The organism is Pseudoalteromonas sp. KG3 (genome assembly GCF_030436385.1).
GTDB classification, from domain to species: Bacteria; Pseudomonadota; Gammaproteobacteria; order Enterobacterales; family Alteromonadaceae; genus Pseudoalteromonas; species Pseudoalteromonas prydzensis.
In genome coordinates, this window is the sequence record NZ_CP098523.1 from 3835940 (window position 1) to 3860800 (window position 24861).

Here is a 24861-nt window from a genome sequence, read left to right on the forward strand (position 1 = left end):
TATGACCACTTTGTTTGATCACCCTGATCACTCATTGTATTCCAATGGCATGACGTTTTTACGTCAGCCAATGGTACAAAATATTGCTGACATCAATGCTGATGTTGTGGTGTTAGGGTTGCCATTTGATATGGCAACCTCAGGACGCCCAGGTGCACGGTTAGGCCCTGATGCGATTCGTCGTGCATCAGTGCATTTAGCATGGGAAGAAACAAAATACCCATGGACGTTTAAATTGTTTGAGCGTTTAAAAGTGGCCGATGCAGGGGATTTTACTTACCCAGTTGGCGATGCTGAGTACTTTACCGCTAAGCTTGAACACGCAGCCACAGGTATTTTAAGCCAAGGCAAAACGATTTTAGGTTTAGGAGGCGATCACTTTGTAACTCTGCCATTACTGCGCGCGCACGCAAAGCGCTTTGGTAAAATGGCCTTGGTGCATTTTGATGCCCACACAGACACTTACAGTAATGGCTCACGCTACGACCATGGCACCATGTTTTATCATGCGCCGAAGGAAGGGCTGATTGACGTTGATCACAGCATCCAAATTGGTATTCGTACTGATTTTGATCAAAGCAAACACGAGTTTGCAGTGATTGATGCGATGGCTGCCAATGATTTATCGGCGCAAACCATTGCTGAGCAAATTAAAGCGAGAGTGGGTGATTTGCCGGTGTACATCACCTTTGATATAGATTGCTTAGATCCGGCGTTTGCTCCAGGTACTGGTACACCAGTATGCGGCGGCTTAAGCAGCGACAAAGTGCTGAAAATATTACGTGCTCTTAAAGGCATTAATATGATTGGTATGGACGTAGTTGAAGTATCACCTTCGTATGATCAAAGTGAATTAACTGCGATTGCCGCAGCAACCATTGCCAGTGAGCTATTGCATTTATGGGCACTAAAGCATAAGTATTAATATGTTTTAATGCAGATTAAAAAGCGCCAATTTGGCGCTTTTTTTAATCCAGCAAATTATGGAAATTTCATATTATGCTTTTTTGCATAGAGCAAACAAACAGGTATCTCGATAATTAAGTAAGTTAGCAAGGTAAACCAAAACCAATTCAACTTAAATCCTAGTCAGTTAAATTCAATGTTGGAGTTGTAATATAAGCTCGCAGCGATAAACAAAGTTACGGCCGTTGCAAACACATCTTGCATCGATACTCTTTTAAAGTCATTACCTGCAAAGCGTGGGTAAATAAAACCATATCCTAGCGCAATCATGATAGCGGCTAAAACGATTAACGTTAACTCAGGTGTCATTTGGGCTTATATTGCCTCGCATAATCAATTCGCTCTTGCGAGCTTGGGTGTGTTGATAAGTATTCTAACCAGCTATCATCAAGCTTAGCCTGTTCATCGAAGCGTGTTTGCAGGGCTTCAATTGCATCCGCAAAATCATGATTAGAGTAACCTAATGCAATTAATTTTTCGATGGCATACTGATCAGCTTCGCGTTCCATATCTCTTGAAAATGCTTGCTGTAAAAAAGACGATCCAGAGCCCAAAACCACCTCTGTAATACCTTCTAAGTCACCAAAAATAACCGCGAGAACAATACTACTGGCAGCCGCTTGGGCGGTCAGGCGAATACCATGATGGTACTCAACATGACCAATTTCATGTAATAAAATTGCGCGGAGTGCGTCCGGCTTATCATTCAATAGCGTTACTAGCTCATCGGTAACAACAACGCGGCCATGGGGCAGTGCAAACGCATTAGCAGACAAGTAGTCTGATTTATAAAATGAGAGTCTAAATTTAGCGGTATCTAAATTCAACTGCTTGAGCATGGTTTGCCATTGTAACTGTAATGCTGATTGCTGGTCTTCACTGAGGTTTGTTGGCTCTAAAGCAACTTTCTCAATCACAGTGAGAGCTTGCTCTCCCATGTTTTCAACGGTGTTAGGGGAGGCCAAGCTTACGCTATATACCGCGATGGCTGGGATGCCTCGGTATAAAATAAACCACAATAGCAGTGGCGTTAAGATAATTGACAGTAAAATAAGCGTTTTATTTTTTTCTAAGCGTTCAGTAAGTCCCTGTTTATCCGGAGCAAACGGCCAGCGAAAATGTATATCCTGGGGCACAAAGCGGCCCCCTTCAGAAAAGCTGATTGCGGATGCAATACCCGGCAAAGGGCTTTCTAACTGGCAATTTACGAGTGATGAAGACACTAAAAGCTGTTGTTGAGCGTCGACAAGTTGCAGGTTGTCGTCAGTGACAATAGCGCTGCATTGTTGATGCTGGCTACTATTAGGGTAGTAATAGCAGCCAGTGATAGGAAAATCACTCATTTAAGTAAGCGAAATATCAATATCAAACACATTTGCCGCTTCTTCGGCAAATGATGATTGCTCTTGTTGTGCGGTATCAATAATTGCAAGGGCACCGCTGTAGATGGTGACCTCTGTTGCTTTAGCGAGTAGGCGAGCTCTGCGTATTTTTGCCCATGGGTAAGCCATGCCTAAGCTAAAAATAATTGCCAGTGCATTAGTAAATAGTAGTATGGCGTAGTCAGCTGCCTTTAAATCAGATTTAAAACTAGCAACATCGTCAAATTCACTGCTGTTAAATATATGGTTACGAATAATTGATTGATAAACTGCACTGAGCAATGTCAAAAATGCAATATAGAGTGCCATGATTAACACGGGAAATAATATTGTCGAGACATTTAAGTTACCTGGGTCAACATTACCTACACTCATCGCAACACCGCTAATACCTACAAATATACCAAAAATGACCAAACCTGCGATTGCAACTCCAATTGTAATGAGTGCAGCCATATAATAGGTTTCACCTTTGAGGTTCACATTGATAGCTTTATTACCGTAACTGATATTTTCATGTAAATATTGATCCATACGCTTTAACGCGTAAGGCAGTAATAAATACAAGGTGAATACACTGGCGATAGGCAATAGTACAAAGTTAACGAATGCGTCGCCGTAGTTGCCAGAAAATGCAAAACGTACGTTACGATGGCGGGTCATACGCATATTAAAACGTAGGCCTTGGTTGATGATCCAAGGCATAGCCAATAAAAAGCCGAGTGCGAATAATAGTCCAATTAATGGCAATAACTGTACAACAAGGCTGTAAATTACAAACACCACCACCGCTAAAATACGCCCTTTGAGAATTTGTATTGGGGTGGCTAGGTAGTCAAAACTATGGCCATCGATTTGGGTGTTACCATAAAAATAACGATAGGTGCGTACTTTAGCCCATGCCGAATAAATACCGAGGGTTAAAATACTAAGCAAAATATTGACTATCCAGATGCCAAAGAATTCGCCAGCTTGACCGCTAAATTGTACTCGGCCTTGAAAGATAGTTGGATTAGTTGCGATTGGTGATTCAGCTGAATGTGTGGTGGGTTCCATTTTTATTTCCAGTTCCTTTTATTAAGCAGCAAAAGTTACTAAAAAAATGCTTTTTAATCAATCATAATCAACAGTAGTAGCTGATTAAACGGTAGAAAGACTGAGTTTTCAATTTTAGAACTTCTAGTTATATCTGTTATACTCACGGCGTCATTTTATGAGGCTGTTATGATTTCAAAAAACCAACTCAAGTTAATTCGTGCATTAGGTCAAAAAAAATACCGAAAGCAACATAATCAATACCTTGTGCAAGGTGAAAAAAACGTACTTGAGTTATTGGCAAGTGGCTTGGCGATAGTTGATGTATTTGCTACAGCTGCCTTTATAGCGCAGTTCCAAGCACAATTTCCTCATGTCACTATGATAGAAGCGGATGAAGACAGCCTAACTAAAGCCAGTACCTTAGTGTCAAACAATGCGGCAATTGCGGTTGTTGCTATGCCAACCGTTGCTTTACCAAGCCCAGAAGGATTAATGTTAGCTTTGGATGGCGTATCTGACCCTGGTAACTTAGGGACGATTATTCGCGTTGCGGATTGGTATGGGATCAACCATATTGTAGCGAGCTTAGACAGTGCCGATCCATATAACCCAAAAACTATTAGTGCCACTATGGGATCGTTTGTCCGCGTTGCCGTAAGCCAAGTAGATTTACCTGCTTATTTAAATGATCTTGATTTACCTATTTATGGTGCCTTTTTAGAGGGTGAAAACTTACATCAAGCAACACTCGCGCAAACAGGTGTATTACTAATGGGCAGTGAATCGCATGGTATTCGCGGCGCCTGTGCCGCACTGGTTACAAATAAAATTACTATTCCGGCGTTTGGCGCTGCTGAATCACTCAATGTTGCTATGGCAACGGGAATTATTTTAGATAATTTTAAACGCCAAGCTTAACCTTTTGACTCAAAATGGGTTAAATTAACATTAAGCAGATAACAATAATAATCGGTAAACCAATTAGATGCGTTTGAGCACCATAAAATTAGCGGGCTTTAAATCTTTTGTAGAGCCCACTAAAATACCATTCCCTGATCAAATGACCTGTGTTGTTGGTCCAAATGGCTGCGGCAAGTCTAATGTCATTGATGCGGTGCGCTGGGTGCTGGGTGAAAGCTCTGCTAAAAATTTGCGTGGCGATGCCATGACTGATGTTATTTTTAATGGTTCAACAAACCGTAAACCCATATCTCAAGCTTCAGTTGAACTTATTTTTGATAACACACAAGGGCATTTACCCAATACCTTTGCCGATCGTAATCAAGTGGCTATTAAGCGTTTAGTAACGCGTGACGGTCAATCGCTATATTTTCTCAATGGCAGTAAGTGTCGAAAGCGCGATATTACCGATATATTTTTAGGAACAGGCCTTGGCCCGCGTAGTTATGCGATTATCGAGCAAGGCATGATCTCACGCTTGATTGAAAGCAAACCTGCCGATTTACGGGTGTTTTTAGAAGAAGCCGCAGGCGTTTCAAAGTACAAAGAGCGTCGCCGTGAAACACAAACTCGAATTAAAAGCACCCGCGAAAACCTTGAGCGTTTGCTGGATGTACGTAAAGAATTACAAGCACAAGTTGATAAACTGGCAGTACAGTCTGTTGAAGCAAAAAAATACCGGGAGCTAAAAGCGCAAGAGCGCACCCTTAAAGGTCAACTAGCGGTATTGAAATGGCAAAAGTTACATCAGCAGCAAGTGATTAAAGCCGACAAAATGGCCCAGTTAAATGAGCAAATAAGTTTTTTTAAAACCGCTCATTCAGGTCATGACGATGTACTAGCAAGCCTTGAAAACCAAGTACAACACCAGCTTGAAAAACTCAATGATGCGCAGCAAGCACAACATAAAACGCACACCGAACTTACCCGTGCAGAGCAACAACAAATTAGTTTAAAGCAGCAACAGCAAGCGTTTAATCATAATTTGCTGAAACAACAGCAGTTGCAACTGCAAAATCAGCAGCTACAACGCCAGCAGAAAGATCACACCGATGAACAGCAAAGTGCCTTACAAGCGGCGATAGAACATACCTTGATATGCACAGAGCAAGTGGCAGAAATGGCTGAAACTGTTGCTCAGTTACAGACCGAGAAAGAGCAAAAAGTTACTGATTGGCAAGCGATTAATGAGCAGTTTAAAACTATTAATGCGCAATATAGCCAGCAACAGAATATCGCTCAGCAGTACACGCAAAATGCCCAGTATATCGAAAATCAGCAAACTGCATTGGTCAGCGAATTAGCAGAACTTGCTGAAAACCCAATTGCGCAGCAAGTTACGCAGCAGCAACAATTGATGCAGTCGTTGACCCAAGAGCTCGCGGCAAAACAAAGCGCATTGAACAAGGTTCAGGCCAATGTACAACAAGCCCAAACGGCCTTACGCAGCAGTCAAAATACTCAGCAAACTCTCACTCAGCAACTCAACGAGAATAAAGCCAAAATAGCGGGCTTAACTTCAATGCTGGGGGATGCTAAAGAGCAAGGCGAGGGTAATTTGCTCGCACAATTAGTTGTGCGTAACGGCTTTGAACATTTAGTTGAGCAGGCGCTACAAGGGCTTGAACAATTAACTGTCACTGCCGCAGTAACACCTAACGGAATATGGCCTGTACTTGATACTGCCCCTGAAGGGTCATTGGCGACATTTATTGAGCAAGGGGTTTATCCGGATTTATTACATCGCATTGCCTATAAAGATAGCTTCAGTAAAGACGATTTAGCAGATCAATACTGGCTAGCTGTGATAGATCGCGAGGGCAATATCCATGGTCGAAATTGGCAGCAGCAAGCAGATAAAAATGCAGATAATTCTTTGCTTGTTAAACATAAGCAGTTACAAGAGGCGACGCAGCTAACAGCAGAGCTTAGTAGCGAGCTGGCCACACAAAATACTTCAGTAGCCGCGCAGCAGCAAGTTTGCGAACAGTTGCATACGCAAAGCGAAGCATTAAAAGCTGCCGTTCATCAGCTAGCGCAACAAGTGGCATCGGGCAGCACTCGTCGCGACATGCTCAAAGATCAATTACAGCAATTTCAAAATCAGCAGCACAAGTTACAAACTAAGCTCGCGCAATTAGATGTTGAACACAGCAGCCTTGAAAATAAGCTAACAGCTCAACAGCAACATATCGAACAGCTCGGCGCGCAGCGGGATGAAATAACGGACACGCTTACTGCTGCTCAATTGGCGCAACAGCAAAGTGATGAGCAGTATAAACAAGCACATGCGCAGTTAGAGCAATACAAAACACAAGCTCACCAAGCCACTCTAAGTGAGCAAAAGGCGCGTAGTGAATGCCAACTCAGCGATACTAAGTTACAGCATGCAATTACGGCCAGTGAGTCAGCTCGTGAAGCTGTAATGGAATTAACAGCCCAAATTGAAGAGCTGGTTATGCCATTAGAAGAGGTGGCAGAGCAAATCTTGCGCCTATTGGAGCAAAACCAGCAAAGTGACATTGAGCTTAAAAATTTGCAAACTGCATTAAGTGAAGCTAAAACAGCACTTACGGATAAACAAACAACGCTTAAAGCTTCGCAAGCAGAAATGACACAACTGCAAGAGCAATTACAGCAACATGCTCTTGAAGAACAAAGTTTATTAGTAAAAGCACAAGCGGCGCTAGAGCCACTTGATGAATTGCAGCAAAACTTAAAACAAGTGTTGGCGCAGCTCCCTGAAAATGCCAACATAAATACGCATCAAGGACAGCTCAACAAAGTTGCGCAAAGTCTCGGTGAGTTGGGCGCTGTGAATTTAGCCGCGATTGATGAATTTGAACAAGCACAACAGCGTAGCCAGTACTTAGACGCTCAAGTGGAAGATTTAACTAAAGCGTTAACAACGCTTGAAGGTGCAATTGGTAAAATTGATCGCGAAACAAAAACTCGCTTTAAAGCAACATTTGATCAAGTTAATCGTGATTTTGCTCAGTTGTTCCCCAAAGTATTTGGCGGCGGCAGCGCATATCTTGAATTAACCAGTGATGACTTATTGGAAAGTGGTGTTAGTATAATGGCACGCCCGCCGGGCAAGAAAAATTCAACAATTCACCTGTTAAGTGGTGGAGAAAAAGCGCTGACCGCATTATCATTAGTGTTTTCAATATTCAGGCTCAATCCAGCTCCTTTCTGTATGCTGGACGAGGTAGATGCACCACTTGATGATGCGAATGTTGGACGGTTTTGTCGATTAGTTGAAGAAATGTCACAATCGGTGCAATTTATTTATATCAGTCATAATAAAATTGCCATGGAAATGGCTGGCAGATTGACCGGTGTAACAATGGCTGAACCAGGCGTTTCGCGTGTGGTCGCTGTCGATATTGAACAAGCGGTGCAAATGGCACACGCATAAATATTAATATTTGAGTAAATAGATAATAAAAGGTGAGGGGATGGCCGAACAATTAAGATGGGTTTTAATCATTATCAGTGTAGTAGTCATTGGTGGATTATTAATACATGGCCTATGGTCTGTGCGTAAAAAAGATGCGCCCGCTGCGACACATGACGAACGGGTTGAACCTGCAGCTCATCAAGCACCTGTTGAGCGTCAAAGTACACCTGAGCCAGTTTCTCACAATGAGCGTGATGAACCGCAGTTTGGCGATTTAAGTTTTAGCGCTGATGAAAAACAGCACTCTCACGCTGATTCATTTGCTGAGCCAGAGCAAGAAACCACCTCTGAGGTTGATGATGTTGCAACAGCAGCAGACTCAAACGATGCAGTGGTAACTGAGCAAGAGCCTGAGCAACCCGTGGCCAGTGATTTTATTATTGTTCATATTCAAATGCCTGAAGGTTTAAATATGGAAGGTAGTAAATTATTACCAGCGGTTAATACACTTGGTTTTAAATACTCAGAAGAAGGCTTTTTTAATCGTCATTTAGATCCTGCCGGCCATGGTCCAGTGCTATTTCGCTTAGTTAATATGTACAACCCAGGCACGTTCGATATTGATAATATGGAACAGTTTAGTACTGCCGGGGTCAGTTTATTTATGACTCTACCGTGTGATGGTGATGGCCTTGCGGCCTTTAACATGTTGCACAGTGCCGCTAAAAAGTTAGCCGATGAATTTGGCGCAACTATTTTAGATTCACAACGTGAAGAAATGACTGTTGATAGTGTACGTGAGTATGTTGAAAAAGTGAGACGCTTTTCAGTTTGATTACCAGCTATGTATAAAGTTAATTAGTTAAGAGTTTTATAAGCCACTTAATGATGACTCGTTAAAGTGGCTTTTTTTATGTTTTTTTGAGGTCAGTATGTCCACTTTAGTGTTAGCGCAAATCACGCAACTTCGTCAGCAATTAGAAGATCACAATCATAACTATTACGTGCTTGATAACCCCAGTATTCCTGATGCTGAGTATGATAGATTATTACGTGAATTGAGTGCGCTTGAGACGGATAATCCAGAGTATATGAGCGCCGATTCACCGACTCAAAAAGTGGGCGGTGCTGCACTTGCTAAATTTGAGCAAGTAACACATCAAGTGCCTATGTTGTCGTTAGATAACGCCTTTAGTGAAGAAGAGTTCAGCGCTTTTAACCGTCGTATTAAAGAACGGTTGATGGACAATAAAGAACTTACTTTTTGTTGTGAGCCAAAACTTGACGGCCTTGCTGTATCGATTTTATACCGCAACGGCATACTCGTGCAGGCAGCAACCCGCGGCGACGGTCACACCGGTGAGAATATTACCACTAACGTGAAAACAATTCGTAACGTGCCACTAAAGTTACGCGGTGATGATTTCCCTGAGGAAATTGAAATTCGCGGTGAAGTATTTATGGACAGCGCGGGTTTTGACAAACTCAATACTGAGGCTGAAAAGCGTGGTGACAAAGTGTTTGTTAATCCTCGTAATGCTGCGGCGGGCAGTTTGCGTCAGCTGGATTCAAAAATTACTGCCAAGCGACCATTGATGTTTTACGCCTACAGTATTGGAGTTGTTAAAAATGGTGAGCTACCGAGCGATCATTATCAACAGCTAGCAAAATTAACTGACTGGGGTTTGCCACTGTGTCCAGAAACAAAACTAGTTGAAGGTCAGCAAGCAGCGCTTGATTACTATCACGATATTCTTGAGCGTCGCAGCAGCCTTAAATACGAAATTGATGGTGTAGTGATCAAAATAAACAACAAAGCCATGCAAGAGCGTTTAGGTTTTGTAGCGCGTGCTCCGCGCTGGGCAATTGCGTATAAGTTTCCTGCGCAAGAAGAGATCACTCAACTACTAGATGTTGAATTTCAGGTCGGCCGTACAGGGGCTATTACCCCTGTTGCCCGCTTAGAACCTGTGTTTGTCGGTGGTGTTACGGTATCGAATGCAACCTTGCATAACCGTGATGAAATAGACCGTTTAGGAGTTAAGATTGGCGATACAGTGATCATTCGCCGGGCTGGCGATGTGATCCCACAAATTACTCAAGTGGTATTAGAGCGTCGCCCTACAGGTGCGAAGGAAATCGAGTTTCCGGCGACATGTCCAATTTGTGACTCCCATGTTGAACGCATAGAAGGTGAAGCCGTAGCGCGCTGTACAGGCGGTTTGGTATGCCAAGCACAGCGCAAAGAAGCCATTAAACACTTTGCTTCACGAAAAGCGCTCGATATCGATGGCCTTGGCGATAAAATTGTTGAACAGCTGGTGGATAGAGAACTTATTAAAACGCCTGCGGATTTATTTATTCTTAAGCAAGGGCATTTTGAGTCACTTGAACGCATGGGTCCTAAATCAGCTAAAAACCTGGTTGCAGCACTTGAAGATGCGAAACAAACCACTTTGGCCAAATTTTTATATTCTTTAGGTATTAGAGAAGTGGGTGAAGCTACGGCGCAAAATTTAGCAAACCACTTTTTAACACTTGATAAAGTAACTAGCGCAACCACTGAAGCGTTAGTTGAAGTAAGTGATGTTGGCGAAATTGTAGCTAAGCATGTACAGGGCTTTTTTGCTGAGCAACACAACTTAGACGTTGTGAATGCTTTAATAGAGCAGGGGATCCATTGGCCTGAATTAACTGCGCCAAGTGAAGATTCACAGCCGCTAGCGGGCTTAACCTATGTGTTAACAGGGACTTTAAACGAGCTAAATCGTAATGATGCCAAAGCACGGCTGCAGCAATTAGGCGCAAAAGTGTCTGGTAGTGTATCAGCGAAAACAGATGCTTTGATTGCTGGTGAAAAAGCCGGCTCTAAGCTAACTAAAGCGCAAGAGCTAGGGGTTGATGTACTCAGCGAAGATGACTTAATTGCATTACTGGCGCAACATAATGGATAGTGTTATTACGCTTTGTCAGGATTTAGCGCTGACTTTCGGACAATGGTTAAAGCCGTACTTGTATAATATCGCTTTATTACTGGTGGTTTGTATAGTGTCTTTATATGCCAATGAAATCATTAAAACCACGAAACGATTTGTAGCAAGACGTAACTTTATTATCAGAGTGTGCGCGTTTGTCCTGGTAACTGGGTTCGGTTTTGGTTTATTAGTGGTGTTTGTGACGCCGTTAATTAGCCAGTTATTGATGTTTTTTGGCACGCGTTGGTTAGCAGTGATGGTTGTTTCAGCATTTATCCTACTTGGCATCTTAGCTGATAGGAAAAACCAGCTATGAAACGTTATGGGCCTGAGTATTGGGATAAATACGGCACATATCGGACCCCAATCGCATTTCATTTGAGTTTATTGGTCTTGCTGCGAGCGTATTTTATCTGGATCATTGCGGCGCTAAGCCGCCGGCCTGAGCTTGATTTGATGTCATTGGCATTTCGCTCAAAAAGTGATTTTTTCAGTGCTTTGGCCATTGGTGCTATTGCAATTATCCCTGCGGTGGTTTTTTGTTTGCGCAGGCCACAAAAAAGCCCCGATCATGCAGCACGTTTTGCCCGAATATGGCGTTTTATGCGCTGGCCATTATTGGTGTGTGCAGCAGTAGATTTAAGTTGGTTGGTTATTCAAGCTGCACATAGCTATTATCAGTTCTCGATGTTTTTAGCCTTACAAATGGTAACGGTGTTGTGGGTACTACTGTATTTAGCTAAAAGCCGTTATTTAACGGTGTTTTTTAATGACTGGCCCGATCCAGAAACGGATAAAAAGAGCCATTAACTAAAGCAGTATAAAATAGGAGCTGCAATGCGAAAAATTAATCAACGATTGGCGTTGATCGTCGCCTGTTTTGGCATCGTACTGTTATTGTTGAGCGTATTTACTGGGCTATTTCAACAGGCTTGGTTTGTATTTTTAATTGCCTTATGGCTGTTTGTATTTAGCTCATGCTGTTACCGGTTAACGCCACTATTTATAGCGCGTAACCCGTTAGATAAATTTATTAAACGTGAGCAGCAACACCTTTTACTATTTACCTTGTCGGGATTTTTCGACAGGACTCATGGCCCGCAGTGGCTGGTCATTGATAGTATTGAGAAAATACAGTGTAATGATGACCAATGCACTATTTTTTGCAGTGAGCAGCACCAATACACTATAGGCTTACCGGCCTCTAAAACTGAACTTATGTATTATTTTAATGGTCTTTTTACTGAGCATGAAAAGCAGATAATTATCATTTGCTGAAATTAAATTCTGCTTTACACGGTATAAGTTAGTTCAGTGAGCTGTGATTAATAAAACAATAGGAGGTATAGCATGCTACAGCAAGTTGGCCTCGGAGGCAGCTGTCATTGGTGTACAGAAGCTATTTTTAGTTCACTGATAGGCGTTGAAAGTGTTGACCAAGGTTGGTTTAAAAGTGCAGAGCAAGATAGTCAGTTCAGCGAAGCGATAAGACTACGTTTTTATCCTAAAAGGATCAGCCTCACAGACTTAATTGCTATTCATATCGATACCCACAGTGCCACCAGTAAACACAGTATGCGAGAAAAGTATCGCTCGGCTATTTATGTCTATAGCAACGAACAACGTGACGCTGCATTACGGGCTTTAAATTTAAAGCAGACTGATTATGCTGATCCTTTAATAACAAAAGTGGTCACCGCGGGTGAATTTAAACACTCACCAAGTCAGTATCAAAATTACTATTTTTCAAACCCAAACAAACCATTTTGCGAAGTGCGGATAAATCCCAAGCTCGCAAGGTTATTAGCGCGATACCATGATAATGTGGATAGCAGTAAATTAACCCATCTTACTCAATGAGGTCAGTATGTTGAATTGGAATGATATTTTAAACTTTGCCAATAAAGGTAATCCAGAGCCGAGCCGTAAAGTAGTTAAAACCGAGCAGCAATGGCGTGAACAACTAAGCGAAGCCGCGTTTTATGTTACTCGCAACAAAGGCACAGAGCGCCCACACAGCTCTGATAGCTGCACTTTGTTTGAACCAGGTAAATACGCCTGTGTGTGCTGTGATAACTTACTGTTTGATGGTGATGAAAAGTTTGACAGCGGCACTGGCTGGCCATCATTTACTCAGCCCGCTGAAATCAACTCAATTGCTTACAATAGTGATAAAACCCATGGTATGCAAAGAATCGAAACAGTATGCAACGTATGTGACGCGCATTTAGGCCATGTATTCCCTGATGGTCCTATGCCAAGTGGCCTGCGTTATTGTATTAATGCAGTATCATTACAAAAGTTATAATAGCTAATCTGACTTATCAACGTTTTACTGGATTTAATTTACTAATCCAGTAAAACTCACAGTGGTTAGCTAAATTGTTAGTTATGAATTGATGGTTTTTCATGCTGCCTAAACAACAGCTATTTAAATAGTTTATTTAGTTTTGCCAGGCTCTTCTAAATTCGCAAGTGTTATCCCCATCGCTGTCGCTTGTAGAACTATTTTATTAAAGCGTTGTTGTTGCTCATTATCCAGCGCCGTTGTATTTAGTAACGCATAACATTTCTTTGCCATCATTGTATTTAATGATTGACCATTTTGTTTAGTATTATCAAATAAACACTGCAACAAATTTAAAGCAATGCTGGAGTTGCGAGGCATGATCCTAAATGCTTGAGTGAAAGCTTCTAAAGCGGTATTTAATTGCCCACGATTAAACTGAGTCACAGCATGGTTGTTGAGCTCTTTCGGGCCCATTTTTATATCGCGGCGCTCGCTTTGCTGCTGCTGAATATATCGTAAATAAACCGGATCACTCACTGTAGGATGACGCTCACAATGGCTGATAATTTGGTTGAACAGTGATTGTGCTTTATGGTGAAAGCCCAACTCATGAAATGCTTTTGCTTTATCAAGCGCGCCATCCACCGAGCGAATATGATTATCGTCATCATCAAGTTGCTCTATCAACATTTTTGCTTTTTGGTGCTCGTCTTTTAGATAATGCAGGCGGGCATTGAGCACATCAATTTGCGCTTGATTATGACTATTGGGGAACTGGCTTTTTAAATCAGTTAAATATTTATTGGTTTGTCTTGAAATACGTTGAATTTGGTCGCTTTGATCTGTTGTTAAGGCAAAGTCAATTCCCGCCCGTGCTGCATTTAAATAAACATCAGGGTGATCGTGAATTGAGTGCTTGGCAAAATTAGCGATGTCTTTTTGGGTTAGGTAGTTTTTTTCATAATCGTGATTGATCAGTGAAACATGACTCAGTGATTTTTGACGTTCGATATTACGTGGTGCAATATCAACTGCTTGGCTTAAAAAGTCTTGTGCTAGCTCGAACTGGTTTAATTTTATTTCTAACTTACCAAGTAAATCCAGTGCAACTAATCGTGTTTCATGGCGCTGCAACATTGTTTTAAGCATTCTTTGTGCAAGAATATGCTCATTGTTTGCAATTAATGCTTCTACTAATCCTACCTTGGCCCAAGCGAATTTTTGAATGTCTAACACGGATTTAAAAAAGGCTTTTGCTACATCTGCACGTTTTAAGCGAAGTAGGGCATCGCCTTTCAAACGTAAGAGTATCGCACTGTAAGCATTGCCTTTTTGATCAAGTGCCGTGTTTATCTCCTTTAATGCTTTAGAATCATTACCATCGTCAATGTAGTTGTATATTGTTTGTAAGTTATTTTTACGCAGTAAAATTCGTTCTATACGCGTTTTAAGATCATAGATGGTAAAAGGCTTTACTAAAAAATCATCAGGTTGCAGCTCTAAAACACTGTGCACAAGGGAGCCGCTAGTTTCAGCAGAAATAAAAATGAAGCCTGTGGAGTTTTTTATTAAACGTTTAACCCGCAACTCTTCATACAGCTGATAGCCATCTTGATTTTTACTCAGATTAAAAGAGCACACAATGAGATCAAATTGCTCAGTGGTGCACTGCTCTTTAGCTGAATTTGCATGCTCAGCGAAGCGTAACTGCCGAAAGCCTAATTTTTCGAGCGATTGTTTCATATAGCTTTGAGCAAGTGGTTGCTCTTCAACTATTAATATTTTGGCATTAGAAAAAATCTTTGCTGGCATTAGACTTGTGACCACGTGAACGTATCAGTGACTATAATAAACAGTCTAGTCGCTGACAAGGGAATTTAAAATTTAATACTGCAGACTGCGTTTATTTAATCAGTTATAAATTTTCAAGCAGCCTAATTATGCTTGAGGATTTTTATAGGGATAGGAGCCCCTAGGTTGATGCTTTTCAAACTTAAATAGATCATCTATTTGTGAAGGGTGGCGATGCTCTTTCTTTATCAGCTGAGCTAATTATTGATTAAAGAATATAACGTGAGGTTTTATATGTGGTGGGTGATACTGGACTTGAACCAGTGACCCTCGCCTTGTAAGGGCGATGCTCTCCCAACTGAGCTAATCACCCACATATAATTTTGATTAAATGGTGGGTCGTACTGGACTTGAACCAGTGACCCTCGCCTTGTAAGGGCGATGCTCTCCCAACTGAGCTAACGACCCCAAATAATCAATTACTAAACTTTACGATAACCATTTTATAAATGGTGGGTCGTACTGGACTTGAACCAGTGACCCTCGCCTTGTAAGGGCGATGCTCTCCCAACTGAGCTAACGACCCGTAAAGTTTTATATCTAAATGGTGGGTGATACTGGACTTGAACCAGTGACCCTCGCCTTGTAAGGGCGATGCTCTCCCAACTGAGCTAATCACCCATTTAGATACTTTGTAATATGCACCATTCTAGGAATGGTGGGTCGTACTGGACTTGAACCAGTGACCCTCGCCTTGTAAGGGCGATGCTCTCCCAACTGAGCTAACGACCCATATTACAATATTAAGCTGCTACTATTAAAATAAATAGTACTGGACTTTAACCAGTGAACTTCGCCGTTACTTGTAAATAGCGGTGATGCTCTCTTTTCTTGTAACTGAGCTTGTGACCCATATTACAAATTTAAAACGTGACTATTAATATAATAACAGGTTTTATATGTGGTGGGTGATACTGGACTTGAACCAGTGACCCTCGCCTTGTAAGGGCGATGCTCTCCCAACTGAGCTAATCACCCACATATAAATTAAAACTCGACTATTAAAATATAAATAGTACTGGACTTTAACCAGTGAACCTCGCCGTTACTTGTAAGTAGCGGGGATACTCTCTTTTTCTAAATGAGCTAACGACCCATATAGAATATCAGATGTGAAGCACTTTAAAATAAAGTGGTGGGTGATACTGGACTTGAACCAGTGACCCTCGCCTTGTAAGGGCGATGCTCTCCCAACTGAGCTAATCACCCACATCTGAACAACATCACATTGCTGCGTTGTTGTGGGGCGCTATTATAGATAGAGTTGTAAATGTGTCAACACTTGAATGAGTAAAAATGTTTTAGATGCAGCTTTTATAATCAATGAACCTTTATTGAGATTGTTTTATAGCCAATTCGCTGTCTTTACTACATAAGTGAAATCACTTTGGTACTTATTTAAGTTTATCCGTGTAATAGTTTACGGCTAACTACCAATACTATTGATTAGTAAGTTTGCATACCTACTTGCTTTGGGATTTTACTTTATTTTGGCTTAATCTGGATCTACCTATACTTTTAGAGGCATAAAGTGACGAATAGCAACCGAACACAATTTGGCAGTTTTGCTTAGCCAATCATGTAGAAAGAGAAAATATTTTAATAGTAAGTAAAAATTACTCAGGGTAGGGAAGCTCACTATAGATTGACTCTGGTTTTCATACTTATGAATAATTGGCTGACACTGATGGCCAAAAAAGAACAAAAACACAGTGACTTTATTTTGCATATAAATGTATAACATATTACTTTGCTAATTAGCGCACCCTAAACAATCAAGGTAACTTTGTTTGTTGGTGTTTAAGTTTCAAATTTTGTTTCGAAACAGTAGCTTTGCGTGCATTTTGAACAGTGCAGTTTATTCGTTATTCAGTTTGCTGAAAATTAAACCATTTGAATAAAGTTACTGAAAAAAATGTTGACATTATTTTGGTGGCTGCATAGAATGCGCCCCGCACTCAGCGATACACAGCACGGTTTAACTGCGCAGTGTTTAGCAAAATAAATTGGGGCTATAGCTCAGCTGGGAGAGCGCTTCGCTGGCAGTGAAGAGGTCTGCGGTTCGATCCCGCATAGCTCCACCAATTTATAAAGTGTTTGTCCTAGGGTAACAGTTTTCTGTGTCCCCATCGTCTAGAGGCCTAGGACACCGCCCTTTCACGGCGGTAACAGGGGTTCGAATCCCCTTGGGGACGCCACTTAACTTTTATTAGTTAAAGGCGGGTTAACCGAGAAAATAGCGAACAAATTAAGCTCGAGTCTTAATTTGTATATATCGCAATTACCTTATACAGCTCAGGATGTGAGTTTAACTAATCAATTGTCCTAGTGACACAGAAAATGTTTCTGAGAAGATAATGCCATTCGCCTCGCAGGCTCGGCTCATCTTACGCAGAAATAGCAAATCAGTGATTTGCAAAGCAATTTCTGCGTCCCCATCGTCTAGAGGCCTAGGACACCGCCCTTTCACGGCGGTAACAGGGGTTCGAATCCCCTTGGGGACGCCACTAATTATTTTAAGTAATGTATAAAGCAGTGTGACACCGCACTCTCTATGCACGACGTTAACAAGAGTACTAATCTCTTGGGGACGCCACTTACTTATTTTTATAGGCAAGTGCAGTGTTATTAAGAAGCTCGTCTGAATCGAGTTTAACTATTCAGTTGTCCTAGTGACACATTTCTGTGTCCCCATCGTCTAGAGGCCTAGGACACCGCCCTTTCACGGCGGTAACAGGGGTTCGAATCCCCTTGGGGACGCCACTTACTTATTTTAATAGGGAAGTGCAGTGTTATTAAAAAGCTCGTCTGAAACGAGTCTAACCATTCAGTTGTCCTAGTGACACATTTATGTGTCCCCATCGTCTAGAGGCCTAGGACACCGCCCTTTCACGGCGGTAACAGGGGTTCGAATCCCCTTGGGGACGCCACTTACTTATTTTAAGTAATGTATAAAGCAGTGTGACACCGCACTCTCTATGCACGACGTTAACAAGAGTACTAATCTCTTGGGGACGCCACTTACTATTTTCATAGTTAGTGAAGTGTTATTAAAAAGCTCGTCTGAATCGAGTTTAACTATTCAGTTGTCCTAGTGACACAGAAAATGCAAGTCAGTGATTTGCAAAGCAATTTCTGCGTCCCCATCGTCTAGAGGCCTAGGACACCGCCCTTTCACGGCGGTAACAGGGGTTCGAATCCCCTTGGGGACGCCACTAATTATTTTAAGTAATGTATAAAGCAGTGTGACACCGCACTCTCTATGCACGACGTTAACAAGAGTACTAATCTCTTGGGGACGCCACTTACTTATTTTTATAGGCAAGTGCAGTGTTATTAAGAAGCTCGTCTGAAACGAGTCTAACCATTCAGTCGTCCTAGTGACACATTTCTGTGTCCCCATCGTCTAGAGGCCTAGGACACCGCCCTTTCACGGCGGTAACAGGGGTTCGAATCCCCTTGGGGACGCCACTTACATTATTTTAAGTAATGTATAAAGCAGTGTGACACCGCACTCTCTATGCACGACGTTAACAAGAGTACTAATCTCTTGGTAACGAAACATATTTATTTTAAGTAACGCATAAAGCGGTGTAATGCCGGACTTTCTATTCACATGTTATCAGGAGTGCCAACTCTTAAAAATTAACAGTGATAAATAACATTTCATAGTTATCTTCATTATTTATAAAATAACCTCATCAAAATATTTACTGTAGGCCAAATTAAGTTATATTTTTCTGACCGCTGACCGCTGACCGCTGACCGCTGACCGCTGACCGCTGACCGCTGACCGCTGACCGCTGACCGCTCATTCACACTTAGTTACAAATTGCTGCAATTGTTTGTTTAGCTGCGCTTGTTCCACTTTTAATAAAACCATAAACTCGCTGGGTTATTAAAAAATGGATGATAAAATGAAATTAACAAAAATTGCCGTTGCGGTACTACTGACAACGGGTTTGGCTGGCTGTAGTAATAGCTCAGTAAATAATACCAACGAAGCAGCGAGCGCAGTCCAATCTGCCTACCCGGGCATTACCTTAATTGAATCAGTTGCGGCGAATGCTGCTGAGATCAGTATCCCCTATAAAAAATATCAATTAGAGAACGGCCTTACTGTTATTGTGCACGAAGATCATTCAGATCCGTTAGTACATGTAGACGTGACATATCACGTAGGCTCTGCGCGAGAAGAGTTAGGTAAATCAGGTTTTGCCCACTTTTTTGAACATATGATGTTTCAGGGTTCTGAAAACGTTGCGGATGAAGAGCACTTTAAAATTATTACTGAGGCGGGCGGTACACTCAACGGTACCACTAATTCAGACCGTACTAACTACTTCGAAACTGTGCCTGTAAACCAACTAGAAAAAATGTTGTGGTTAGAAGCTGATCGTATGGGCTTTTTATTAGACGCAGTAACCCAAGAGAAGTTTGAAGTACAACGCGAAACAGTTAAAAATGAACGAGGCCAGCGTGTTGACAACCGTCCTTATGGTCGTGTAAATGAACGAGTTTCACAAGCATTATACCCAGATGGTCACCCATATTCTTGGCCTGTAATTGGTTTTATGGACGACTTAAATCGAGTTAACGTAAATGATTTAAAAGCATTCTTTTTACGTTGGTACGGTCCAAATAATGCAACGATCACCATTGGTGGTGATGTCAGCGCGGATGAGGTGTTACCGTTAGTAAGTAAATATTTTGCCCCAATTCCGCGTGGGCCTGAAGTTACTAACGCCGAAAAAGTTGCTGTGACTCTTGATGCCGATCGTTATATTTCAATGGAAGATAAAGTTCATTTACCATTGTTAAGTATGAATTTCCCTACCACTTATGCTCGTGCCGCAGATGAAGCACCACTTGATATTCTTGCTGAGATCATTGGCGGTGGCAATAACTCATTACTTTATAAAAACTTGGTTAAAACACAGCTTGCAGTTCAAGCGGGTGTTAGCCATCCGTGTCGTGAGCTGGCGTGTTCATTAAGTATTTATGCCTTACCAAATCCTGCCTCAGGTAAAACTTTGGCTGATATTGAAAAAATTGTTCGAGATTCATTTACTGAGTTTGTGCAACGTGGCGTAACTCAAGATGATTTAGATAAAGTGAAAGCTAAAATCGAATCCGGCGCTATTTTTGGCTTACAAAGTGTCGCAGGTAAAGTATCTCAGTTAGCTGCATTTGAAACCTTCACTGGTAACCCAAATTTTATTCAGGATGATCTTGCACGCTATAACGCAGTGACTAAAGCTGATGTAATGCGTGTATTTAATCAATATGTAAAAGGTAAAGCGGCAGTGATCATGAGTGTTGTGCCTGAGGGACAACGTCAACTTATTGCGGCAGAAGATAACTTCACACCTATTTCACATGACTTTGGTGGCCCTTCAACAACCAGTGCCGATGATTTAGTTGCCCGTAAAGCAGTTGATACCTTTGACCGTAGTAAACAGCCTACAGCTGGTGTTAACCCTGCTGTAGAGGTACCAAAATTATGGCACGCAACAACAGCAAATGGTATTGCAGTGTTAGGCACTCAAAGTACAGAGACACCAACTACCTCATTATTAATTAAAGTACCCGGTGGACAATACAGTGAGCAAGCTGAAAAAGTAGGGTTGGCAACAGTAACAGCAGCACTATTGAGTGAGTCAACACAAAACTACACCACTGAACAAATGAGTGGGGCACTTGAGAAGTTAGGAAGCACTATTCGTATATCGGCAAACAGCACTCATACTAATATATTTGTTTCAAGCTTAACTAAAAACCTTGATGCGACACTTGCGTTGCTTAAAGAAAAACTCTTTAACCCAGCTTTCAGCGAAGAAGATTTTAATCGTAATAAGCAGCAAAGTATGCAAAACATTCAGCACGCGCTTAAAGATGCGGGTTATTTGGCGAGCAATGCTTACAGTAAGTTATTGTATGGCGATAGCATTGCCGCATTGCCTAATGGCGGCACACTCGAGAGTATCGAAGCGATTAGCCTAGATGATGTGAAAGGTTTTTATAACGCTAACTTTAAACCGCAAGGCAGTGAAGTGATTGTGGTTTCTGATTTAGCTCAGCAAGCACTGCAAACAAAAGTAACCGCTACACTTGATAATTGGCAAGGTAAAGCGCCAGCTCCTACAGCGACTTTTGCTGAGCCAAATATTGCGGGTAATGTTATTTACCTTGTCGATAAGCCAGGTGCACCACAATCAGAAATCCGCATTGGTAAGCGCGATATGATTGAAGATATTACCGGAGAGTTCTTTAAGTCAAACCTAATGAATTTTGCATTAGGCGGTAATTTCAACAGTCGCATCAACTTAAACCTTCGCGAAGATAAAGGCTATACTTACGGCGCACGCACTAATTTTTGGGGTGATTCAACTTCTGGTGGGTTTACCGCATCAGCGGCTGTACGGGCAGATTCAACTGCCGCGTCTATTGTTGAATTTACCAATGAGTTAAATAATTATGCGCAAAATGGTATCAGTGATGAAGAGCTTCACTTTATGCGCCAAGCTATCAACCAAAAAGATGCCTTGAAGTATGAAACACCCAATGCCAAATTAGGCTTTTTAGCACAAATACTCGAGCATGATTTACAGCCTAGTTTTGTCAAAGATCGTAATAAAATCGTCAGTACAATTAGTAAATCAGAAATAAATGCTTTGGCCGCAAAACATCTCAATACTAAAGAAATGGTGTATGTTGTAGTCGGTGATGCTAAATCACTTAAACCTGAGCTTGAAAAGCTTGGTATGAAAGTACTTGATTATAAGCTTTAATAAGTACTGATGTTGCGGTCTTCTTCGTGGCCGTATTTCAGTTACTGTAATCACGAAATAATCAAAAAAGGTGCACCAAGCACCTTTTTTATTTCTTAATCTGATTTTACCACTTAAAATTGGTGATTGTCTTTTTTCTGTATTAACTCAATAGCATAGCCATCAGGGTCTTTTACAAACGCGATTTCTGTGGTGCCGCCTTTTACAGGGCCTGGCTCACGGCTAACATTACCGCCAGCTGCTTTGATATCAGCGCATGCTTTATAAATATCATCAAATTCAATCGCAATATGACCATAAGCATTGCCTAAATCGTAGCTGTCAGTGTCCCAGTTATAAGTCAGCTCTAATACAGTGCTGTCTTTTTCATCACCGTAGCCTACAAAGGCGAGTGTGTAACGGTATTCTTCGTTGTCCGCGCGACGTAACTCTTTCATGCCGAGTATTTGAGTGTAGAACGCAATAGATTTTTCTAAATCAGCAACCCGTAACATGGTGTGTAGTAAACGCATTTAAATCCCCTTGTAAATTCACATAAATTTTTAACAGCAGTGCATGTAACTATTGCTGTGCTGTTAAAATATCAATGATCCGATTATAAATTATTTCGTTGAGCATCACAGTATCATTGCCATTAGTATTTATAAGACAGTATTAAAGGATATATTTACTTGTTTACCTTACCCTTAAGAACATAGATCTCACCATCGAAACTTCCTTGAATCGTCAAGCCTTGTCCCGCCAATTCTTTCAGATATTCAATATGTTCTTCAGTGATATGCTGGCCCGGCACTAACAGTGGAATGCCCGGTGGATAGGGCGTGACTAAACCGGCACAAATGCGGTTGTTGCTTTTGCCGATAGGCACAGATTCGCGCTCGCCATAAAAAGCGTCGCTTGGAATACACGCTAAGTCTATGGCAGGCAAGTTTTCCGGCAAGCGAGATCGCCGCGTCGATTTTGATAGCTTTACCTTACCGCTGTCGAGTTTTTTGAGCGCATTGTACAGACGAATTATTTTTGAGCGCGTACCGCCAAGGGTTAGTAAAACCAAGATGGTGCTGTGAGTGTACTTCTCTATTTCTAAGCCAATTTCATCCAGTAGGAATTTATGAATATCCTTTAATGAATACGGTAACTCGCTAATATCGATAAGGATCTTCAGTGGATCGTGGCCCATGTTATCGCCACTAAAATGCGGAAATATTTCCATAAAGTCTTGCTTACCAAGCACTTTGATATGCTTGAGTGAGGCCATCTGTTGTTTAAATTCATCCACATGGTTTAGCAAGGCATTGAGTAATTTATAGCCTTCCATCTCTAATTGCTTTTGGCACACGTCAAGTGACGCAATAAGCTGATACTTTGGTGATGTGCTGGCGTAAATACTGTAAATCTCGCGAAAGAAATCGGCATCGAAATCGGGATCGTTCACATGAATATAAGACGCCTGAGAAAACGCTGATACCACTTTATGCGCTGAATGGGTAACATAGTCAGCGCCCGCATGAATAGCGGAATAATAGCGTAGGCTGGGGTGAAAAAGGGAGTAAGCAAACCAGGCTTCGTCGATAAACACTTTAATACCATGTTGATGGGCAAACTCGACCACTTGTTTCAAATCGCTCAGCAGGCCATCGTAAGTACAACCGGTGAGCACCAGTAATTTAGCATCGGTATTTTGTTCAATTGCCTGCTTGATGTCGGCCAACGACGGCGGTGCAAAGATGCCATATTTTGGATTTAAAATACTCGACAAATAAATAGGGAAACTGGCTGATTGCAAAATGCCATAGTGCACAGACTTATGACAATTGCGGTCGATAATCACTTTATCGCCCTTGCGCAGCAGCGTCTGTAAGATGATTTTATTTGAGGTGGACGATCCGTTGGTAACAAAGTAAGTATGCTTAACCTCAAACGTCGCCGCTGCTGACTCTTGCGCACGGCCAATGGTATTGGTGCTGTCTGATAATGAACCTAACGAATCGACTGAAACCGACAGATCGCCAACGAACACATTGCGGCCATAAAACTGATAAAAATCTTTGATATAAGGGGAGTTTCTAAAGCTAGAACCGCCGCTGTGACCGGGTGTATGCCATGAATCGTTCGCTTCGCCGACATAACGGCGATACGCGGTCCAGAATGGGGTTTCTGATCGGTCATCAAAGTCGTTGATCATATACCCTAAAATTGCTTCAGGATCAGAAATCACCTCATCTTTAAAGAAGAACGACTCAATCTCCTCCGACTCGTTGACTATCTCCAATCCTTTCGTGTCGTCGCCAATAACATAAACGGGCAACTCAAGGCGGATCCCCTTTAACTGCTCGATAAAGCGACTATAAGTGCGTTCGCCCTTGTTGTGTACATCCCAACTGAGTACTACGGCTTGAATATCACCATCTTCCTCAACACATGCTAACGCTTGCTTCAGCTCGAGACGCTCAATAATATCGATATGAATATCATCTCGCTCAAAATTAGCAATGGTTTTTGAGAGATTCGTTGAAAGCTCTTGCAAGGTGATTGGGTCTTGCTCAATTAACAAGATGCGAAGTAAAGGTAACATAGGAATTCCCGCAATAAAATTTCATAATGCTCAACAGCATAACCAAAGGATTGACACTTGTGAAATTAATACTTTGAAAATGTTTCATTAATTGGGCAGTTTCACTAACACGCCACGCAGGTGTAAAGCCCATGGAGTATGAGGCAGTGGTGCACATCAACTTTAAATTCTTTTGTGATCACTTTTTCAAGCTTTTGTTCACCTCAACTACATTTTTACCCATCGCAAATTTGGTTCGATTTGATACGCGGTCGATGTGGGTGTCTACTCGTACAGGGCTAGCCGGAGGGTAATAAAGGTAGATATAAAATATGTCTAATTGCACAAGGCTGGTTTGTTCCATGAGCAGACATTGAAGATTTTTAATGTGTGAAGTCAAGATCGGCTCTAACTCATTTTTGCCCCAAAACGTGTTAACGTAATTACTCTATAGGTCGGCTTTGAGCGATAAGCGGAGATATTGCTTTAGACTTTAAAACTCATCAATGTCTGCTTTGAGTTTTGTAGGGATACGGCGAGCTCAAACTCGTAATCTTTAAGGGTTAACTAAGTAACATTAAAATTCAAATTAGTTCTCCCGTCTAAAAATGTTTAAAAAAACAAGCAGACACCCACGCGCCAAGCTATGAT

Annotated in this window: 17 protein-coding genes, 14 tRNA genes and 1 pseudogene; 18 read left to right on the forward strand and 14 right to left on the reverse strand. The window is 41.6% G+C overall.

Going from position 1 to position 24861, the window contains the following annotated elements:
* Window position 1 precedes the first annotated feature (1 nt).
* The gene (speB, locus tag NDQ71_RS18065; RefSeq protein ID WP_301561961.1) at window positions 2–925 is read left to right on the forward strand and encodes an agmatinase; all 924 of its coding nucleotides are present in this window, start codon (window positions 2–4) and stop codon (window positions 923–925) included.
* Between the two features lie 164 nt (window positions 926–1089).
* Here speB and NDQ71_RS18070 read toward each other — a convergent pair whose 3' ends face one another.
* Genes NDQ71_RS18070 through NDQ71_RS18080 form a run of 3 tightly spaced genes read right to left on the reverse strand, consistent with a single transcriptional unit; the run spans window position 1090 to window position 3404 of the window.
* Window positions 1090–1275: a hypothetical protein gene (locus NDQ71_RS18070; RefSeq protein ID WP_301561962.1), complete on the reverse strand. Its 186-nt coding sequence runs from the start codon at window positions 1273–1275 to the stop codon at window positions 1090–1092.
* Window positions 1272–2309, reverse strand: coding sequence for a M48 family metallopeptidase (locus NDQ71_RS18075; protein WP_301561963.1), 1038 nt, complete (start codon window positions 2307–2309; stop codon window positions 1272–1274). The genes NDQ71_RS18070 and NDQ71_RS18075 overlap by 4 nt, the downstream gene beginning before the upstream one ends.
* Window positions 2310–3404 (reverse strand): YjgN family protein, encoded by a 1095-nt coding sequence (locus NDQ71_RS18080; RefSeq protein ID WP_064668051.1) that lies wholly within the window; start codon window positions 3402–3404, stop codon window positions 2310–2312.
* Between the two features lie 168 nt (window positions 3405–3572).
* On the opposite strand from NDQ71_RS18080, the gene NDQ71_RS18085 reads away from it, so the two are divergent.
* The 9 genes from NDQ71_RS18085 (at window position 3573) to msrB (ending at window position 13032) form a co-directional block, all read left to right on the forward strand.
* Window positions 3573–4304 carry an RNA methyltransferase gene (locus NDQ71_RS18085; protein WP_283710951.1) on the forward strand — a complete coding sequence of 244 codons (732 nt, stop codon included), beginning with the start codon at window positions 3573–3575 and terminating at the stop codon, window positions 4302–4304.
* 67 nt (window positions 4305–4371) lie between these two features.
* On the forward strand, window positions 4372–7767 hold the full coding sequence (locus NDQ71_RS18090; protein ID WP_301561964.1) for an AAA family ATPase: 3396 nt from the start codon (window positions 4372–4374) through the stop codon (window positions 7765–7767).
* Between the two features lie 40 nt (window positions 7768–7807).
* Window positions 7808–8584, forward strand: coding sequence for a cell division protein ZipA (gene zipA / locus NDQ71_RS18095; protein WP_301561965.1), 777 nt, complete (start codon window positions 7808–7810; stop codon window positions 8582–8584).
* Window positions 8585–8681: 97 nt separating this feature from the next.
* A complete protein-coding gene (gene ligA, locus NDQ71_RS18100; RefSeq protein WP_301561966.1) occupies window positions 8682–10703 on the forward strand; it encodes an NAD-dependent DNA ligase LigA in 2022 nt (673 codons plus the stop codon).
* Complete coding sequence (locus NDQ71_RS18105) at window positions 10696–11040, forward strand: DUF3392 domain-containing protein (protein WP_064668047.1); 345 nt, start codon at window positions 10696–10698, stop codon at window positions 11038–11040. Before ligA ends, NDQ71_RS18105 begins: the two co-directional genes overlap by 8 nt.
* On the forward strand, window positions 11037–11534 hold the full coding sequence (locus NDQ71_RS18110; protein ID WP_301561967.1) for a DUF2919 domain-containing protein: 498 nt from the start codon (window positions 11037–11039) through the stop codon (window positions 11532–11534). Before NDQ71_RS18105 ends, NDQ71_RS18110 begins: the two co-directional genes overlap by 4 nt.
* 27 nt (window positions 11535–11561) lie before the next feature.
* Window positions 11562–12002: a hypothetical protein gene (locus NDQ71_RS18115; RefSeq protein ID WP_283710950.1), complete on the forward strand. Its 441-nt coding sequence runs from the start codon at window positions 11562–11564 to the stop codon at window positions 12000–12002.
* A gap of 72 nt (window positions 12003–12074) precedes the next feature.
* Window positions 12075–12584, forward strand: coding sequence for a peptide-methionine (S)-S-oxide reductase (locus NDQ71_RS18120; RefSeq protein WP_301561968.1), 510 nt, complete (start codon window positions 12075–12077; stop codon window positions 12582–12584).
* 7 nt (window positions 12585–12591) lie between these two features.
* Entirely contained in the window at window positions 12592–13032 is a 441-nt protein-coding gene (gene msrB, locus NDQ71_RS18125) for a peptide-methionine (R)-S-oxide reductase MsrB (protein ID WP_301561969.1), read from the forward strand.
* A 132-nt stretch (window positions 13033–13164) separates the two neighbouring features.
* Here msrB and NDQ71_RS18130 read toward each other — a convergent pair whose 3' ends face one another.
* The 8 genes from NDQ71_RS18130 to NDQ71_RS18165 form a co-directional block, all read right to left on the reverse strand.
* Window positions 13165–14826, reverse strand: a complete 1662-nt coding sequence (locus tag NDQ71_RS18130; protein ID WP_301561970.1) for a tetratricopeptide repeat-containing response regulator — start codon at window positions 14824–14826, stop codon at window positions 13165–13167.
* Between the two features lie 276 nt (window positions 14827–15102).
* Window positions 15103–15178, reverse strand: a tRNA-Val gene (locus NDQ71_RS18135).
* Between the two features lie 19 nt (window positions 15179–15197).
* Window positions 15198–15273: transfer RNA gene (locus tag NDQ71_RS18140), tRNA-Val, on the reverse strand.
* Between the two features lie 42 nt (window positions 15274–15315).
* Window positions 15316–15391: transfer RNA gene (locus NDQ71_RS18145), tRNA-Val, on the reverse strand.
* A gap of 19 nt (window positions 15392–15410) precedes the next feature.
* Window positions 15411–15486 (reverse strand) — tRNA-Val (locus NDQ71_RS18150).
* A 35-nt stretch (window positions 15487–15521) separates the two neighbouring features.
* Window positions 15522–15597: transfer RNA gene (locus NDQ71_RS18155), tRNA-Val, on the reverse strand.
* A gap of 170 nt (window positions 15598–15767) precedes the next feature.
* Window positions 15768–15843, reverse strand: a tRNA-Val gene (locus NDQ71_RS18160).
* A 155-nt stretch (window positions 15844–15998) separates the two neighbouring features.
* Window positions 15999–16074, reverse strand: a tRNA-Val gene (locus NDQ71_RS18165).
* Between the two features lie 799 nt (window positions 16075–16873).
* On the opposite strand from NDQ71_RS18165, the gene NDQ71_RS18170 reads away from it, so the two are divergent.
* From NDQ71_RS18170 to NDQ71_RS18205, 8 genes are all read left to right on the forward strand, one after another.
* A tRNA-Ala gene (locus NDQ71_RS18170) sits at window positions 16874–16949 on the forward strand.
* Window positions 16950–16987: 38 nt separating this feature from the next.
* Window positions 16988–17063: transfer RNA gene (locus tag NDQ71_RS18175), tRNA-Glu, on the forward strand.
* Window positions 17064–17296: 233 nt separating this feature from the next.
* Window positions 17297–17372 (forward strand) — tRNA-Glu (locus tag NDQ71_RS18180).
* Between the two features lie 180 nt (window positions 17373–17552).
* A tRNA-Glu gene (locus tag NDQ71_RS18185) sits at window positions 17553–17628 on the forward strand.
* A gap of 91 nt (window positions 17629–17719) precedes the next feature.
* Window positions 17720–17795 (forward strand) — tRNA-Glu (locus NDQ71_RS18190).
* A 209-nt stretch (window positions 17796–18004) separates the two neighbouring features.
* Window positions 18005–18080 (forward strand) — tRNA-Glu (locus tag NDQ71_RS18195).
* Between the two features lie 180 nt (window positions 18081–18260).
* A tRNA-Glu gene (locus NDQ71_RS18200) sits at window positions 18261–18336 on the forward strand.
* 446 nt (window positions 18337–18782) lie between these two features.
* The gene (locus tag NDQ71_RS18205; RefSeq protein ID WP_301561971.1) at window positions 18783–21656 is read left to right on the forward strand and encodes a pitrilysin family protein; all 2874 of its coding nucleotides are present in this window, start codon (window positions 18783–18785) and stop codon (window positions 21654–21656) included.
* 113 nt (window positions 21657–21769) lie between these two features.
* Here the strand turns inward: NDQ71_RS18205 and gloA are convergent, their stop codons facing one another.
* From gloA to NDQ71_RS18220, 3 genes and pseudogenes are all read right to left on the reverse strand, one after another.
* Window positions 21770–22168, reverse strand: coding sequence for a lactoylglutathione lyase (gene gloA / locus NDQ71_RS18210; RefSeq protein WP_301561972.1), 399 nt, complete (start codon window positions 22166–22168; stop codon window positions 21770–21772).
* Between the two features lie 155 nt (window positions 22169–22323).
* Window positions 22324–24231, reverse strand: coding sequence for an aminotransferase class V-fold PLP-dependent enzyme (locus NDQ71_RS18215; RefSeq protein ID WP_301561973.1), 1908 nt, complete (start codon window positions 24229–24231; stop codon window positions 22324–22326).
* A 110-nt stretch (window positions 24232–24341) separates the two neighbouring features.
* A pseudogene (locus NDQ71_RS18220) lies at window positions 24342–24505 on the reverse strand (endonuclease III); the annotation flags it as partial.
* Window positions 24506–24861: the final 356 nt, after the last annotated feature.